Here is a 14343-nt window from a genome sequence, read left to right as displayed (position 1 = left end):
GGTGTTCGGGTTGTCATGCCAATGGCATTGCCCGGTAGCTAAATGCGGAAGAGATAAGTGCTGAAAGCATCTAAGCACGAAACTTGCCCCGAGATGAGTTCTCCCTGACCCTTTAAGGGTCCTGAAGGAACGTTGAAGACGACGACGTTGATAGGTCGGGTGTGTAAGCGTAGCGATACGTTGAGCTAACCGATACTAATGAACCGTGAGGCTTAACCTTACAACGCCGAAGATGTTTTGGCGAAAGAGACACGAAATTCAGCTTGATTACAGATTACATCGACAGACCCGAGAGGTGTGTTGATAGACAGAATTTGCCTGGCGGCTGTAGCGCGGTGGTCCCACCTGACCCCATGCCGAACTCAGAAGTGAAACGCCGTAGCGCCGATGGTAGTGTGGGGTCTCCCCATGCGAGAGTAGGGAACTGCCAGNACAGAATTTGCCTGGCGGCTGTAGCGCGGTGGTCCCACCTGACCCCATGCCGAACTCAGAAGTGAAACGCCGTAGCGCCGATGGTAGTGTGGGGTCTCCCCATGCGAGAGTAGGGAACTGCCAGGCATCAAATAAGTAAAGAAGCCCATCCTGCCGGATGGGCTTTTTTGCGTCTGCAGGGAGTGAGAACTGCCGGAGGTGACCTCCCGCCTGATCCGGGCTACAAAAGCGTATCACGACACAGCAGCTATCTTCTTATCCATTGCGTAACAAAATCGGCAACTTGCTGTATATCGTTGATATCTAAAAATGGAACATCCACCGCAAGCGGAATATCACTGGCAACCGCGATAACATAGTTGTCTATCACCAGGTCCTCTGGACTGTGCCCGCAACCGTCGCGAAAAAGAACGATCTTAGCAACAGGTTCATGCTTAAAGCCCTCAACCAACACCATATCCAGTGTAGAAGCATCCATCCTGCTTACCAGGTACGCTAAATCCAGTTCGGGCTCTTCCGGGGTCTCTACCATTAATGCCCAGCGCTGCTGGCTGGCGACCAGGGTTTGTGCTGCACCGGCTTTGCGTAGCTCATAGCTATCTTTGCCGGGCTTATCAACATCCATATTGTGATGAGTATGCTTAATCAATCCGGGACGAATGCCTCTGGCACGTAGCTCCGGGATCAATTTTTTAAGCAGCGTAGTTTTTCCCGTTCCACTCCATGCTGCTATAGCGAGTAATGGGATCATGATTTGTCCTGCCATTTTGCAAGTTCTTCAGGGGTGTTCACGTTCACGAACGCATCTTTATGATCGCTGAAATCGACAGCATGACCGCCAGCCTGGCGCATAAAGACCATGACGCGTCTTTCACCGGACTGAAGATAATCTTGTAGCAAGGGTTGCATGGTGCGGTGCATTAGCGCAATGGTCGGATGATCTCTTTCGCCATCATGCACCCAGACAACCGGTGCAGCTTTGCGCTGCTCCTTCAAACGTTTGACCAGATCGTGAGGAATATAGGGCATATCGCACGGGCAGAACAGAAACCACTCCCCCGCTTGCTGCAGGAATACCGATAGCATCCCGGCCAGTGGGCCAGGGAAATCGGCCAATGAATCAGGGATAACTTTCAGGCCGCTTTGTTGGTAAATATCCCGGTGGCGATTGGCATTAACCACCACGGTTTCGACCTGTAAAGCGAGGGTATCGGCTACGTGCCGCCAAAGAGGTTTACCGTCCAGCTCAAGCAGACCTTTATCGGTTCCGCCCATCCGTCTGGCCTTACCGCCTGCCAGCACAACCCCTGTTATTGCACTATCCAGAATCACTGATATCGCCTCTTTTAATGTGGGATTGACCCTGCTAACGTATCTGTATTGAGCCTAAGGAGCACAACCATGAAATGTAAACGTCTGAATGAAGTTATTGAACTCCTCCAGCCGGCCTGGCAGAAGGAACCCGATCTTAACCTGATGCAATTTTTACAGAAACTGGCGCAAGAGTCAGGTTTTGACGGCGAACTGGCGGATTTAACTGATGACATTCTGATCTATCACCTGAAAATGCGTGACTCGGCGAAAGATGCCGTCATCCCAGGTATTCAGAAAGATTATGAAGAAGATTTTAAAACCGCACTACTCCGCGCACGTGGCGTAATTAAAGAGTAAAAGCTTGTAATCGCCACCACCGAAAGCGCTGCGAAATGATATCCTGAATCATTCGTAGTATTTTCCGGATGATGGGATGAACGACAACGCTTTTAATTTCCAGACGCTACACCCGGATACCATCATGGATGCACTGTTTGTGCAGGGGATCCGGGTGGACTCCGGGCTTACCCCGCTTAACAGCTATGAAAACCGTGTCTATCAATTCCAGGACGAAGACCGTCGACGCTTTGTCGTTAAGTTTTATCGCCCTGAACGTTGGTCCGTCGATCAGATCCAGGAAGAGCACCAGTTTGCTCTGGAACTGGTAAGCGATGAAGTCCCGGTAGCTGCACCGCTGGTACTAAGCGGCCAAACGCTGTTAAGCCATCAGGGTTTCCATTATGCGATCTTCCCCAGCGTCGGCGGGCGGCAGTTTGAGGCCGACAATATCGATCAGATGGAGGCGGTGGGGCGCTATCTGGGGCGTATGCATCAGACCGGATGCAAGCGTACTTTTGCCTTTCGCCCGACGATTGGCCTTGAAGAATACCTGACTGAGCCACGTAAACTTTTTGAACACGCACAGTTGATCCCATCAGGGCAAAAAGCGGCTTTCCTGAAGGCAACGGATGCGCTTATCGCGGTCGTTACCGAACGCTGGCATGCACGTTTTACCACGTTACGTCTGCACGGTGATTGTCATGCCGGTAATATTCTGTGGCGCGATGGTCCGATGTTTGTCGATTTAGATGATGCCCGCAATGGCCCGGCTGTTCAGGATTTATGGATGCTCCTCAATGGCGATAAAGCTGAACAACGCATGCAGCTTGAAACCATTATCGAGGCTTATGAAGAGTTTAGTGAGTTCGACACCTCTGAAATCGGACTGATAGAACCTTTACGCGCTATGCGTTTAGTTTATTATCTTGCCTGGCTAATTCGACGTTGGGCTGACCCTGCTTTTCCAAAAAACTTCCCGTGGTTAACCGGGGAAGATTACTGGCATCGTCAGACCGCGACTTTTATTGAGCAGGCAAAAATTCTGCAAGAGCCCCCCTTACAATTAACGCCAATGTATTAATCGGAGAAATTTGAACATGAAAAAATTATGGCTGGCGCTGGCTGGTATGGTTTTAGCTTTTAGCGCATCTGCAGCGCAGTTCCAGGATGGCAAACAATACATCACTCTGGAAAAGCCTGTTGCGGGTGAACCGCAAGTGTTGGAGTTCTTCTCCTTCTACTGCCCGCACTGCTATCAGTTTGAAGAAGTTCTTCACGTCTCTGATAACGTGAAGAAAAAACTGCCTGAAGGCACCAAGATGACCAAGTACCACGTCGAGTTTCTGGGGCCTTTGGGCAAAGATCTGACGCAAGCTTGGGCCGTTGCTATGGCGCTGGGCGTTGAAGATCAAGTAACCGTTCCGTTGTTTGAAGGTGTTCAGAAAACCCAGACCGTTCAGTCTGTAGCTGATATCCGTAAAGTGTTTGTCGACGCGGGTATTAAAGGTGAAGACTATGATGCGGCATGGAACAGCTTCGTGGTGAAATCACTCGTGGCGCAGCAGGAAAAAGCGGCGGCTGATTTACAGCTGCAGGGCGTTCCGGCAATGTTCGTGAATGGCAAATATCAGGTAAATCCGCAGGGCATGGATACCAGCAGCATGGATATCTTTGTACAACAGTATGCGGATACCGTGAAGTATCTGGTTGGTCAGAAGTAAAAGCAAAAGCCGGTCACTTGTGCTGACCGGCTTTTTCATTTGAAGCTTTAATCGCGTCGAGCTGCGCGTCTTTCTCACTCCACAGCGTATTAAGCCATAGCTGAAACCGACGCTTGAATCCCTTATCGTTCACGTAATCACCGTGCAACCCTTCATGAATTGGCTCCAGATTTACCCGCACGACAATACGCGTTAGCTTACCGCTCAGCATATCGTAGAACGGTCGGCTGCTATTTTCCGGATAGCACAACGTGACGTTCAACATTTTATCGAACTGTGACCCCAGTACGTTCAATGCCATCGCAATACCGGCCGCCTTTGGAGGGAGCAAGTTTTGATAAGGAGAGCGGGTTTGCTCACGTTTCTCTTTGGTAAAGCGTGAACCTTCGACAAAATTCACAATAGTTGTCGGGTGTACGCGAAACTTCTCGCAGGAACGACGCGTTGTTTCGACATCTTTACCGCGCCGTTCTGGATGACGGAGCAGGTAGCCACGCGAATAGCGTTTCATAAACGGCATATCCAGCGCCCAGCAGGCCAGGCCAATAAAGGGCACCCAGGCCAGTTGTTGCTTGAGGAAATATTTATTCATGGGGATGTGCTTACGGAACAGCACGCAAAGCACAACGATGTCAGCCCAGCTGTAATGGTTACAAATGAGCAGATACCAGTTTTTCTTGCTAAGACCTTCCAGTCCCTCGACATCCCACTTCAGTCGCGGATTGAGGTGTAGTAGTAGCGCCAGACCTTCACACCAGCAGTACATCATGAAATTACAGAAGACAGAAACCTTGCGCCAGACAACGGGAACGGGCAAAAGGAGTTTTACAACCCCGGCAAGGATGATCGGCACAGAACAAAAAATCGTGACCAATATGGTCAATACGATACTCAGCAACAGCGTTATCGCAGCGAGTATTCTCGTCATAATTAAATTATTCAAAAGGTTAGCCATAGATAGTGCGCTAAAGAGGCGCAAGGGGCTGATTTTATCAGAAAACGAACCAAATGATGGATCTTCCCTGAATAGAAAAAAAGGGAATATCTATCCACATCAGGATATAAGCTGTATAAATGGAATAAAATGCTACGCATTTATTTAAGCTTCTGAAATATATGTACAAAATAAATGATGTGTTAATTTTATTGCTATATTTAAAGAGCTGAAAATTATTTATTCACAAAGTTATCCACAGTCTTCTTTGCGAGCAAAGCAGAAGATCTACAAAAGTTTTTCGACAAATGCGGCGAAAAACTCATGTTTTCATCCTGTCTGTGGCATCCTTTACCCATAATCTGATAAACAGGCACGGACATTATGGTTCAGATCCCAGAAAACCCACTTATCCTTGTAGATGGCTCCTCTTACCTGTATCGCGCATACCATGCGTTCCCGCCGCTGACTAACAGTGCAGGAGAACCTACTGGCGCGATGTATGGTGTCCTCAACATGCTGCGTAGCTTGATTCTGCAATATCAGCCGACCCATGCTGCGGTGGTATTCGACGCTAAGGGTAAAACCTTCCGTGATGAGTTATTCGAACACTACAAGTCACACCGCCCACCCATGCCGGACGATCTGCGTGCGCAGATTGAGCCTCTGCATGCGATGGTAAAAGCGATGGGGTTGCCACTGCTGGCCGTTTCGGGCGTGGAAGCAGACGATGTCATTGGTACGCTGGCGCGGGAAGCAGAGAAGGTGGGTCGTCCGGTGCTGATTAGTACCGGTGATAAAGATATGGCTCAGTTGGTGACGCCGAATATCACCCTGATCAACACCATGACCAATACGATCCTCGGCCCGGATGAAGTGGTGAATAAATATGGTGTTCCACCAGAACTGATCATCGATTTCCTGGCGCTGATGGGGGATTCCTCAGATAACATCCCTGGCGTTCCTGGCGTAGGTGAAAAAACAGCGCAGGCTCTGCTGCAGGGGCTGGGGGGGCTGGATACCCTCTATGCTGAATCAGACAAAATCGCGGGGCTGACTTTCCGTGGTGCGAAAACTATGGCGGGCAAACTTGAGCAGAATAAAGAGGTAGCGTACCTCTCTTATCAATTAGCTACCATTAAAACGGATGTTGAACTGGAGTTGACCTGCGAGCAGTTGGAAGTACGTCAGCCGGCAGCGGATGAACTGCTTGGCCTGTTTAAACAGTACGAATTCAAGCGTTGGGTTACTGACGTTGAAGCGGGTAAATGGCTACAGGCGAGAGGAACGAAGCCGGCGGCAAAACCACAGGAAACTATCGGCGTCGATGAAACGCCTGAGGGGCCGGCCACGGTTCTCTCGTATGATAACTATGTGACAATTCTGGATGAAGCGACGCTGGAAGAGTGGATTGCGAAGCTGAAAAAAGCGCCTGTCTTTGCCTTCGATACTGAAACTGACAGCCTGGACAACATCTCCGCGAATCTGGTTGGCCTGTCTTTTGCCATTGAACCGGGTGTGGCTGCATATGTTCCTGTTGCCCACGATTACCTGGACGCCCCCGATCAGATCGCTCGCGACCGCGCGCTGGCATTGCTGAAGCCGCTGCTGGAAGATGAGAACGCGCATAAAGTCGGGCAAAACCTGAAGTACGATCCGGTATCCTGGCGAACTATGGCATCGAACTGCGTGGTATCACCTTTGACACCATGCTCGAATCCTACATTCTTAACAGCGTCGCTGGCCGACACGATATGGACAGCCTGTCGGACCGCTGGCTGAAACATAAAACCATCACCTTTGAAGAGATCGCCGGAAAGGGCAAAAACCAGCTGACCTTTAACCAGATAGCGCTGGAAGAAGCCGGACGTTATGCTGCGGAAGACGCCGACGTTACGCTACAGCTCCATCTCAAAATGTGGCCAGAATTGCAGCAGCATAAAGGACCGCTGAACGTCTTTGAAAATATCGATATGCCGCTGGTTCCTGTTTTGTCTCGCGTTGAGCGCAATGGTGTGAAAATCGATCCGGCTGTTCTGCACAAACATTCAGAAGAGCTGACGCTGCGTTTGAACGAGCTGGAGCAAAAAGCGCACGAGATCGCCGGAGAAGCGTTTAACCTCTCTTCCACCAAACAATTGCAAACTATCCTGTTTGAAAAGCAGGGTATTAAGCCGCTGAAGAAAACCCCTGGCGGCGCGCCATCAACGTCGGAAGAGGTACTGGAAGAGCTCGCGCTCGATTACCCATTGCCGAAAGTGATCCTGGAATATCGCGGCTTAGCAAAACTGAAGTCGACCTATACGGATAAGCTTCCGTTGATGATTAACAAGAAAACCGAGCGCGTTCACACCTCCTATCACCAGGCGGTGACCGCTACCGGGCGCTTATCATCCACGGATCCAAACCTGCAGAACATCCCGGTACGTAATGACGAAGGTCGTCGTATTCGTCAGGCGTTTATTGCGCCAGAAGACTACGTGATTGTCTCCGCAGACTACTCACAGATTGAACTGCGTATCATGGCGCATCTCTCGCGTGATAAAGGTCTGCTTACCGCATTTGCCGAAGGGAAAGATATTCACCGCGCAACGGCGGCGGAAGTCTTTGGCTTACCGCTGGATTCCGTGACTGGTGAACAACGCCGCAGCGCGAAAGCCATCAACTTCGGTCTGATCTACGGGATGAGTGCCTTTGGTTTGGCGCGCCAGTTGAATATTCCGCGTAAAGAAGCACAGAAGTACATGGACCTCTACTTCGAACGCTACCCTGGTGTGCTGGAATATATGGAACGCACCCGTGCACAGGCAAAAGAGCAAGGTTATGTCGAAACGCTGGAAGGGCGTCGTCTCTATTTACCGGATATTAAATCCAGTAATGGCGCTCGTCGCGCTGGTGCAGAGCGCGCGGCAATTAACGCCCCGATGCAGGGTACTGCCGCAGACATTATCAAACGCGCCATGATTGCGGTGGACGGATGGCTGCAAACCGAGCAACCACGTGTGCGCATGATCATGCAGGTACACGATGAACTGGTGTTTGAAGTGCATAAAGATGACCTCGAAAGCGTCTCTAAAAAGATCCATCAACTGATGGAAAACGAGACCCAGATTGATGTGCCGTTGCTGGTGGAAGTCGGTAGTGGCGAAAACTGGGATCAGGCGCACTAAGGGTTTACTGAATAACGCCCCTTTTTCGTAACTAAGCAACATAAGATAGAACTTTTTGTGATGTCCATTAGAATTCCCTATGTAAGGAATGAAAAAAAATTACAAAAAGTGCTTTCTGAGCTGCTCAAAAAAGAGTAAAGTTATTCACGTAGGGTACAGAGGTAAGATGTTCTATCTTTCAGACCTTTTACTTCACGTAATCGGATTTGGCTGAATATTTTAGCCGCCCCAGTCAGTAATGACTGGGGCGTTTTTTATTGTGCGAAAGAAAAGTTTCGTACAGGCTGTAGGCCGGATAAGACGCGCAGCGGCGCTATCCGGCATATCGGTGGGTTACTCCCCGTCCTGCATCTCTTCAATCGGCGCCAGTTCACTAAACCAGCTATCCAGCTTCTGCCGAAGTTTGTCCACGCCCAGTTTTTTCAGTGATGAAAATGCTTCTACCTGTACATCACCGTTAAATGCCAGTACGGCTTCACGTACCATATTCAACTGGGCTTTGCGCGCACCGCTGGCCAGCTTGTCTGCTTTAGTCAGCAGTACCAGAACCTGAACGTTGCTCTCAACCGCCCACAGGATCATTTGCTGGTCGAGGTCTTTTAGCGGGTGACGAATATCCATCAATACCACCAGACCTTGCAGGCTCTGACGTTTTTCCAGATATTCAGCCAGCGCGCGCTGCCATTTGCGCTTCATCTCTTCCGGAACTTCGGCATAACCGTATCCTGGCAAATCGACCAGGCGTTTGCCGTCAACGACTTCAAACAAGTTGATGAGCTGAGTACGACCCGGCGTTTTAGATGTACGCGCCAGACTCTTTTGATTCGTCAGGGTATTTAGCGCACTGGATTTGCCTGCGTTGGAACGGCCAGCAAAAGCCACTTCGATACCGGTATCGGAAGGTAAGTGGCGAATATCAGGCGCACTCATCACAAAGTGCGTCTGTTGATAATTCAAGTTAGTCAAAGCAGTCCTCTCCATCAATCAGGGCTTTGCAGCGATTATACCTGAACCCCAGCAAAAGGCTGGTTTTTCGACGCGTAGGCTATGTAAGTAAAAACCTCGCACTTTGTGAGATATTGCCGATAGTTTCTATACGAGATGACAGAGTAAAAAATGACGTAACTAAAATAAATCATATAGTTAAGATAAGGCACTATTCTTAAAGTCCGAAATTGTTACCCAGGTTACTTGTACGTTTAAACCAAAGCGGTAAAGTAGCGCCCATAGCGAGGAAGCTGACAGGATAGTCGACTCAGGATGAGGGTCAGGAGCGCCAGGAGGCGAAGACACAGGATTGTCAGGGAGACAAACGTCCGGAGACGTTAGTAAAAGGAAATGGAAACAACACGGAATGTTTCAGGCTAAGGGAAAAACAGGGTGTGTTGATAGCCAACAAGGATTGTAGAGCCCGTAAGGGTTGAGAGTCAGGAAAAAAGGCGACAGATTACTCTGTCGCCTTTTTTCTTTATTTCTGCTAGATTCCGGCGCAATTATATACTGAATAAAACAGCCAAAGACGAATCATGATGAAACCAACTTCTACACCACGCGGTAAAGGTCCTGCAAAAGCGCGTCGTAAAACACGCGAAGAAATTAATCAGGAAGCTCGCGACCGTAAGCGCCAGAAAAAACACCGTGGTCATGCGGCGGGTAGCCGTGCGTCCGGTAGCGAAGGCGCATCTGGTGGCGGAAACCAAAATAAGCAAAAAGATCCTCGTATTGGCAGCAAAAACCCCATTCCATTGGGCGTGACCGAAAAAGTCACCAAACAGCACAAACCGAAGAGTGAGAAACCTATGCTTTCACCACAGGCTGAGTTGGATTTACTGGAAACGGATGAGCGCCTGGATGCGCTGCTGGAGCGTCTTGAAGCAGGAGAAACCCTGAGCGCGGAAGATCAGACCTGGGTTGATGCCAAGCTGGACCGCATCGATGAGCTGATGCAAAAGCTGGGTCTTTCTTACGATGACGAGGAAGAAGAGGAAGAGGAAGAAAAGCAGGAAGACATGATGCGTCTGCTGAAAGGCGGCAACTAACGGTTTTACACCGTGGGTCTTCCCGTCCTGCTTATAACCCTTCCGGTTATATGTTATCTGGTGTGGTTATTCGTTAAACTACAGCGGTTGTCGCGGCGACAGAAGTGGCTGCGCAACCGGTTTATTACCCGCACTGGGGTTAAGCCGGTACGCCGTACCCGCCAGAGACGCCATCGGAAGGAGTGAGTATGTCAGAGCAGTTAATAGACTGGGACCTGGCCCTGATCCAGAAATATAACTATTCCGGGCCACGATATACCTCGTACCCGACCGCGCTGGAGTTTTCTGAAGACTACGGCACAGAAGCATTTCTAAAGGCCGTGGCGCGTTATCCTGAGCGTCCGCTCTCGCTGTACGTTCACATCCCGTTCTGCCACAAACTGTGCTACTTCTGTGGCTGCAACAAGATTGTGACTCGCCAGCAGCATAAAGCAGATCAATATCTCGATGCCCTGGAACAAGAAATTATCCATCGCGCACCGCTGTTCGCCGGACGCCATGTCAGCCAGCTGCACTGGGGCGGCGGCACGCCAACGTATCTGAATAAAGCGCAAATCAGCCGTTTGATGTCACTGCTGCGTGGCAATTTCAACTTTAACGACGATGCCGAAATCTCGATCGAAGTGGATCCGCGTGAAATCGAGCTGGATGTCCTTGATCATTTACGCGCTGAAGGTTTTAACCGTTTGAGCATGGGAGTGCAGGACTTCAACAAAGAAGTCCAGCGCCTGGTGAACCGTGAGCAGGATGAGGAGTTTATCTTTGCGCTGCTGAATCATGCGCGGGAGATTGGCTTTACCTCAACGAATATCGATCTGATTTATGGCCTGCCAAAACAGACGCCAGAGAGCTTCGCCTTTACCCTGAAACGCGTGGCTGAGCTGAATCCAGACCGTCTGAGCGTCTTTAACTACGCGCACCTGCCGACGCTGTTTGCTGCCCAGCGCAAGATTAAAGATGCCGACCTGCCCAGCGCGCAGCAGAAGCTGGATATCCTGCAGGAGACCATCTCTTCACTGACCGAAACTGGCTATCAGTTCATTGGCATGGATCACTTTGCCCGCCCGGATGACGAACTGGCCATTGCTCAACGCGAGGGCGTTTTGCATCGCAATTTCCAGGGCTATACCACCCAGGGGGATACCGATCTGCTGGGGATGGGCGTATCGGCCATCAGTATGATTGGCGACAACTACGCGCAGAATCAGAAAGAGTTGAAGCACTATTACCAGCAGGTAGACGAGCAGGGGAATGCGCTGTGGCGCGGAATTGCCCTGACCCGCGACGACTGCATTCGTCGGGATGTTATTAAGCTCCTGATCTGCAATTTCCGCCTCGACTATGCTGCCGTGGAACAACAATGGGATCTGAACTTCGCTGACTATTTTGCCGAAGACCTGAAACTGCTGGCGCCGCTGGCGAAAGATGGGCTGGTGGATGTGGATGAGAAGGGGATTCAGGTTACGCCGAAGGGGCGTCTGCTGATTCGTAATATTTGCATGTGCTTCGATGCATATCTGCGCCAGAAAGCGCGTTTGCAGCAGTTCTCGCGCGTTATTTAGCCGGGTTGCCCGGTGGCGCTTCGCTTACCGGGCCTACGAAATCTCAATACGTAGGTCGGGTAAGCGAAGCGCCACCCGACAAACCCGCTAGCTAAACAGCCCAACCAGCGCCGCACACAGCACGGCGGCAACCGCAGTTTGTGGCGTATGGCTTTCAACCGCACCGCTCGATAGCAGATTTATCATTGATTCCAGCATGATGACTTCCCCCCGTTTGCCGGGCACGATCATACTTAACTCATCGGAACAGTAAAGCGCAAAATAGCAGCAATTTGCGCTCAATTATCAATCTTTACACAGTGACCGATCGTCACTCCATTCCGAGTTCTTTTAACTTTCGCGTCAAGGTATTACGGCCCCAACCGAGCAGCCGTGCCGCTTCCTGTTTATGCCCCTGGGTATGGCGTAGCGCGGTGGTCAACAGCGTGCGCTCCATCTCCGGTTGAGCCTCTGAAAGCAGGTTTTGATGACCGGAACGTAATGCCCGATCCGCCCACTGTGCCAACAGGGTTGCCCAGCTGTCTGGCTGCATATGGGACGGTGCGTCAGGCACGGTGGTTTCAAACAGTTCGGTCGGTAAGTCCTGAATGAGTACTTCCTGTCCGGCGGCCATTACGGTTAACCAGCGACAGGTATTCTCAAGCTGACGCACGTTTCCCGGCCATGACAGACGGGTGAGCGCCGCCTCTGTTTCAGTGTGTAATTGCTTGGCTTCTACTCCCAGTTCGCGAGCGGCCTCCTGCAGGAAATGACGCGCCAGGCGTGGGATATCTTCCCGACGTTCGCGCAGTGGCGGCAGATGTACCCGGATGACGTTCAGGCGATGGAATAAGTCCTCACGGAATTTGCCTTCCTGCACCCGCAGTTCCAGGTTCTGGTGCGTGGCGGCGATAATACGTACGTCCACCTTCACAGGCGCATAACCGCCAACGCGGTAAAACTGTCCATCGGCTAATACGCGCAATAAACGCGTCTGCACGTCCAGCGGCATATCGCCAATTTCATCGAGGAACAGCGTGCCGCCGTCTGCCTGTTCAAAGCGCCCCTGACGAATCGTATTCGCCCCGGTAAACGCCCCTTTTTCATGGCCAAACAGCTCAGACTCGATCAAATCTTTCGGAATAGCAGCCATGTTCAGCGCGATAAACGGTGCTTTGACGCGCGGACTATGACGGTGCAACGCATGGGCGACCAGCTCTTTACCGGTCCCGGACTCTCCGTTAATCAATACGCTGATTGAAGAACGGGACAGGCGACCAATAATGCGAAAGACGTCTTGCATTGCCGGTGCTTCGCCGATGATGTCGGTTGTTGGGCCGTTGATCTGAACATTACGCGGCTGCTGCTGTTCCTGATAATGGCTGATGGCGCGTTCGACCAGCGCCACGGCTTCATCAATATCAAAAGGTTTGGGCAGATAATCAAACGCCCCTTGCTGGTAGGCGCTGACGGCAGCATCCAGATCGGAGTGTGCAGTCATTATGATGACCGGAAGCATCGGATGCCGCTGTTTGATCTGTTTTAACAGCGTCAGGCCGTCCATGCCCGGCATGCGGATATCCGACAGCAGTACGTCCGGCGTTTTGCTGGCCAGCGCGTCCAGTACCTCTTTACCACTCTCAAATGTAGTGCAGCTTAGTCCTGCCCCTGCGAGCGCACGTTCAAGCACCCAACGGATGGAACTATCGTCATCAACTACCCAGACTATTCCTCGTTGCATAAACGTCACCTTTATTTCCTGATAGGCAGGTAAACCGAGAACTCGGTATGACCCGGCCAACTGGTAAATTCAATTTTGCCGGAATGTTGATCAATCAAATTACGGGCGATGGATAATCCAAGGCCGGTACCGCCTTCGCGACCGCTGACCATTGGGTAGAACAGCGTGTCCTGCAAATGCGAGGGAATTCCCGGGCCGTTATCCTCAACATCAATCCGCGCCGCCAGACGATAACGCATACCGTGCAGCGTGAGCTGAAACGCGGTGCGGGTACGCAGAATAATCTCGCCGCCTTCCGGTCCCAGCGCCTGCAAAGCATTGCGCACGATGTTCAGCAAAACCTGCTCGATCTGGTCCGGGTCGTGCAGTAATTCAGGCAGACTCGGGTCGTAATCACGAATCAGCGTGACGTTTTCCGGCAGCTCCATCGAGACCAGCGCTACCACGCGCTCCGCCACTTTGTGAATACTTTCCGTGACGTGCATTCCCGGCTGTTGCGGTCCCAGCAAACGGTCGACCAGATTACGCAGGCGGTCGGCCTGCTCAATAATGACTTTGGTATATTCGGTCAGCGCCGGGTCCGGAAGCGCTTTACTGAGCAGTTGCGCCGCGCCGCGTAATCCACCCAGCGGGTTTTTAATTTCGTGCGCCAGGCCGCGCACCAGATCGCGGGCAGCAATCTGCTGGGCGTGCTGGAGCTGTTCCTGGCTCAGACGGCGCTGGTTATCCATTGGCGCCATCTCCAGCAGGATAAGGCCATCAGGCAGCCTCTGAGCGGTCACAGAGAGGATGTGTGAGTGGCTATCTATCACCAGCGTCACTTCGTTATCCGTAAAGCCCTGGCCTGCTTCCAGGCTCTCTCGCATCAGCCCGATGTTTAAGGAGAAATAACTCAACAGATCCGGAAGTGGGGTACCAAACAGTTTGCGGGAGCTTTGGGCGAGCAGCTGTTGTGCCGCCGGGTTGGCGTAATGTACCGCCAGCTCATCGTCGACGAGTAAGATGCTGTTGATTAAAGAATTGAGGATCTGCCCAGCATCGGGCAGCGTGCCGGTTGCCATTCAGCAGTCTCCTGAAAAGTGTTGCACCAATTTAGTGCATTATAGCTTTTT

13 protein-coding genes, 3 rRNA genes and 2 pseudogenes are annotated in these 14343 nt (G+C 51.3%); 11 read left to right on the top strand and 7 right to left on the bottom strand.

Going from position 1 to position 14343, the window contains the following annotated elements; translation table 11 throughout:
• The 3 genes from B9P82_RS19945 to rrf (B9P82_RS19935) form a co-directional block, all read left to right on the top strand.
• A 23S ribosomal RNA gene (locus B9P82_RS19945) occupies window positions 1-220 on the top strand; the annotation flags it as partial.
• Between the two features lie 97 nt (window positions 221-317).
• Window positions 318-433 (top strand): 5S ribosomal RNA (gene rrf, locus B9P82_RS19940).
• Window positions 434-442: 9 nt separating this feature from the next.
• Window positions 443-558: ribosomal RNA gene (gene rrf / locus B9P82_RS19935) — 5S ribosomal RNA — on the top strand.
• 121 nt (window positions 559-679) lie between these two features.
• On the opposite strand, the gene mobB is transcribed toward rrf (B9P82_RS19935), so the two are convergent.
• Window positions 680-1198, bottom strand: coding sequence for a molybdopterin-guanine dinucleotide biosynthesis protein MobB (gene mobB / locus B9P82_RS19930; RefSeq protein WP_101700789.1), 519 nt, complete (start codon window positions 1196-1198; stop codon window positions 680-682).
• Window positions 1180-1764: a molybdenum cofactor guanylyltransferase MobA gene (gene mobA / locus B9P82_RS19925; RefSeq protein WP_016157861.1), complete on the bottom strand. Its 585-nt coding sequence runs from the start codon at window positions 1762-1764 to the stop codon at window positions 1180-1182. Before mobA ends, mobB begins: the two co-directional genes overlap by 19 nt.
• Before the next feature lie 69 nt (window positions 1765-1833).
• Between mobA and B9P82_RS19920 the strand changes: the two genes are divergently transcribed.
• The 3 genes from B9P82_RS19920 to dsbA all read left to right on the top strand — a co-directional run bounded on the left by B9P82_RS19920 (window position 1834) and on the right by dsbA (window position 3806).
• A complete protein-coding gene (locus B9P82_RS19920) occupies window positions 1834-2103 on the top strand; it encodes a YihD family protein (RefSeq protein WP_003028616.1) in 270 nt (89 codons plus the stop codon).
• Between the two features lie 76 nt (window positions 2104-2179).
• Window positions 2180-3166 carry a serine/threonine protein kinase gene (locus tag B9P82_RS19915; RefSeq protein ID WP_101700788.1) on the top strand — a complete coding sequence of 329 codons (987 nt, stop codon included), beginning with the start codon at window positions 2180-2182 and terminating at the stop codon, window positions 3164-3166.
• A 16-nt stretch (window positions 3167-3182) separates the two neighbouring features.
• Entirely contained in the window at window positions 3183-3806 is a 624-nt protein-coding gene (gene dsbA / locus B9P82_RS19910) for a thiol:disulfide interchange protein DsbA (protein ID WP_016155156.1), read from the top strand.
• A 13-nt stretch (window positions 3807-3819) separates the two neighbouring features.
• On the opposite strand, the gene B9P82_RS19905 is transcribed toward dsbA, so the two are convergent.
• Window positions 3820-4680, bottom strand: a complete 861-nt coding sequence (locus B9P82_RS19905) for an acyltransferase (RefSeq protein WP_227021787.1) — start codon at window positions 4678-4680, stop codon at window positions 3820-3822.
• Here B9P82_RS19905 and B9P82_RS29035 point away from each other — a divergent pair.
• Both B9P82_RS29035 and polA read left to right on the top strand, forming a co-directional pair.
• Window positions 4574-4909 carry a hypothetical protein gene (locus B9P82_RS29035; RefSeq protein WP_019077950.1) on the top strand — a complete coding sequence of 112 codons (336 nt, stop codon included), beginning with the start codon at window positions 4574-4576 and terminating at the stop codon, window positions 4907-4909. The two genes, B9P82_RS19905 and B9P82_RS29035, sit on opposite strands and share 107 nt — an antisense overlap.
• A 215-nt stretch (window positions 4910-5124) precedes the next feature.
• Window positions 5125-7910 (top strand): annotated as a pseudogene (gene polA, locus B9P82_RS19900) (DNA polymerase I).
• A gap of 333 nt (window positions 7911-8243) precedes the next feature.
• Here polA and yihA read toward each other — a convergent pair.
• A complete protein-coding gene (yihA, locus tag B9P82_RS19895; RefSeq protein WP_005121851.1) occupies window positions 8244-8876 on the bottom strand; it encodes a ribosome biogenesis GTP-binding protein YihA/YsxC in 633 nt (210 codons plus the stop codon).
• A gap of 209 nt (window positions 8877-9085) precedes the next feature.
• Here yihA and B9P82_RS19890 point away from each other — a divergent pair.
• The 3 genes and pseudogenes from B9P82_RS19890 (at window position 9086) to hemN (ending at window position 11511) form a co-directional block, all read left to right on the top strand.
• A pseudogene (locus B9P82_RS19890) lies at window positions 9086-9334 on the top strand (hypothetical protein).
• A gap of 105 nt (window positions 9335-9439) precedes the next feature.
• Window positions 9440-9949 carry a Der GTPase-activating protein YihI gene (gene yihI, locus B9P82_RS19885; RefSeq protein ID WP_019077947.1) on the top strand — a complete coding sequence of 170 codons (510 nt, stop codon included), beginning with the start codon at window positions 9440-9442 and terminating at the stop codon, window positions 9947-9949.
• Window positions 9950-10137: 188 nt separating this feature from the next.
• Window positions 10138-11511, top strand: coding sequence for an oxygen-independent coproporphyrinogen III oxidase (hemN, locus tag B9P82_RS19880; protein ID WP_016157864.1), 1374 nt, complete (start codon window positions 10138-10140; stop codon window positions 11509-11511).
• 87 nt (window positions 11512-11598) lie between these two features.
• Here the strand turns inward: hemN and B9P82_RS19875 are convergent, their stop codons facing one another.
• From B9P82_RS19875 to glnL, 3 genes are all read right to left on the bottom strand, one after another.
• On the bottom strand, window positions 11599-11709 hold the full coding sequence (locus B9P82_RS19875) for a YshB family small membrane protein (RefSeq protein ID WP_003028631.1): 111 nt from the start codon (window positions 11707-11709) through the stop codon (window positions 11599-11601).
• 112 nt (window positions 11710-11821) lie between these two features.
• A complete protein-coding gene (glnG, locus tag B9P82_RS19870) occupies window positions 11822-13231 on the bottom strand; it encodes a nitrogen regulation protein NR(I) (protein WP_016155162.1) in 1410 nt (469 codons plus the stop codon).
• Window positions 13232-13242: 11 nt separating this feature from the next.
• The gene (gene glnL, locus B9P82_RS19865) at window positions 13243-14292 is read right to left on the bottom strand and encodes a nitrogen regulation protein NR(II) (RefSeq protein ID WP_016155163.1); all 1050 of its coding nucleotides are present in this window, start codon (window positions 14290-14292) and stop codon (window positions 13243-13245) included.
• Window positions 14293-14343 lie beyond the last annotated feature (51 nt).

The sequence above is a fragment of the Citrobacter sp. L55 genome, from assembly GCF_002850715.1.
Taxonomy (GTDB): domain Bacteria; phylum Pseudomonadota; class Gammaproteobacteria; order Enterobacterales; family Enterobacteriaceae; genus Citrobacter; species Citrobacter braakii.
Note: the sequence above shows the minus strand (reverse complement) of the source record. Positions and strands in the feature narration are given on the sequence as shown.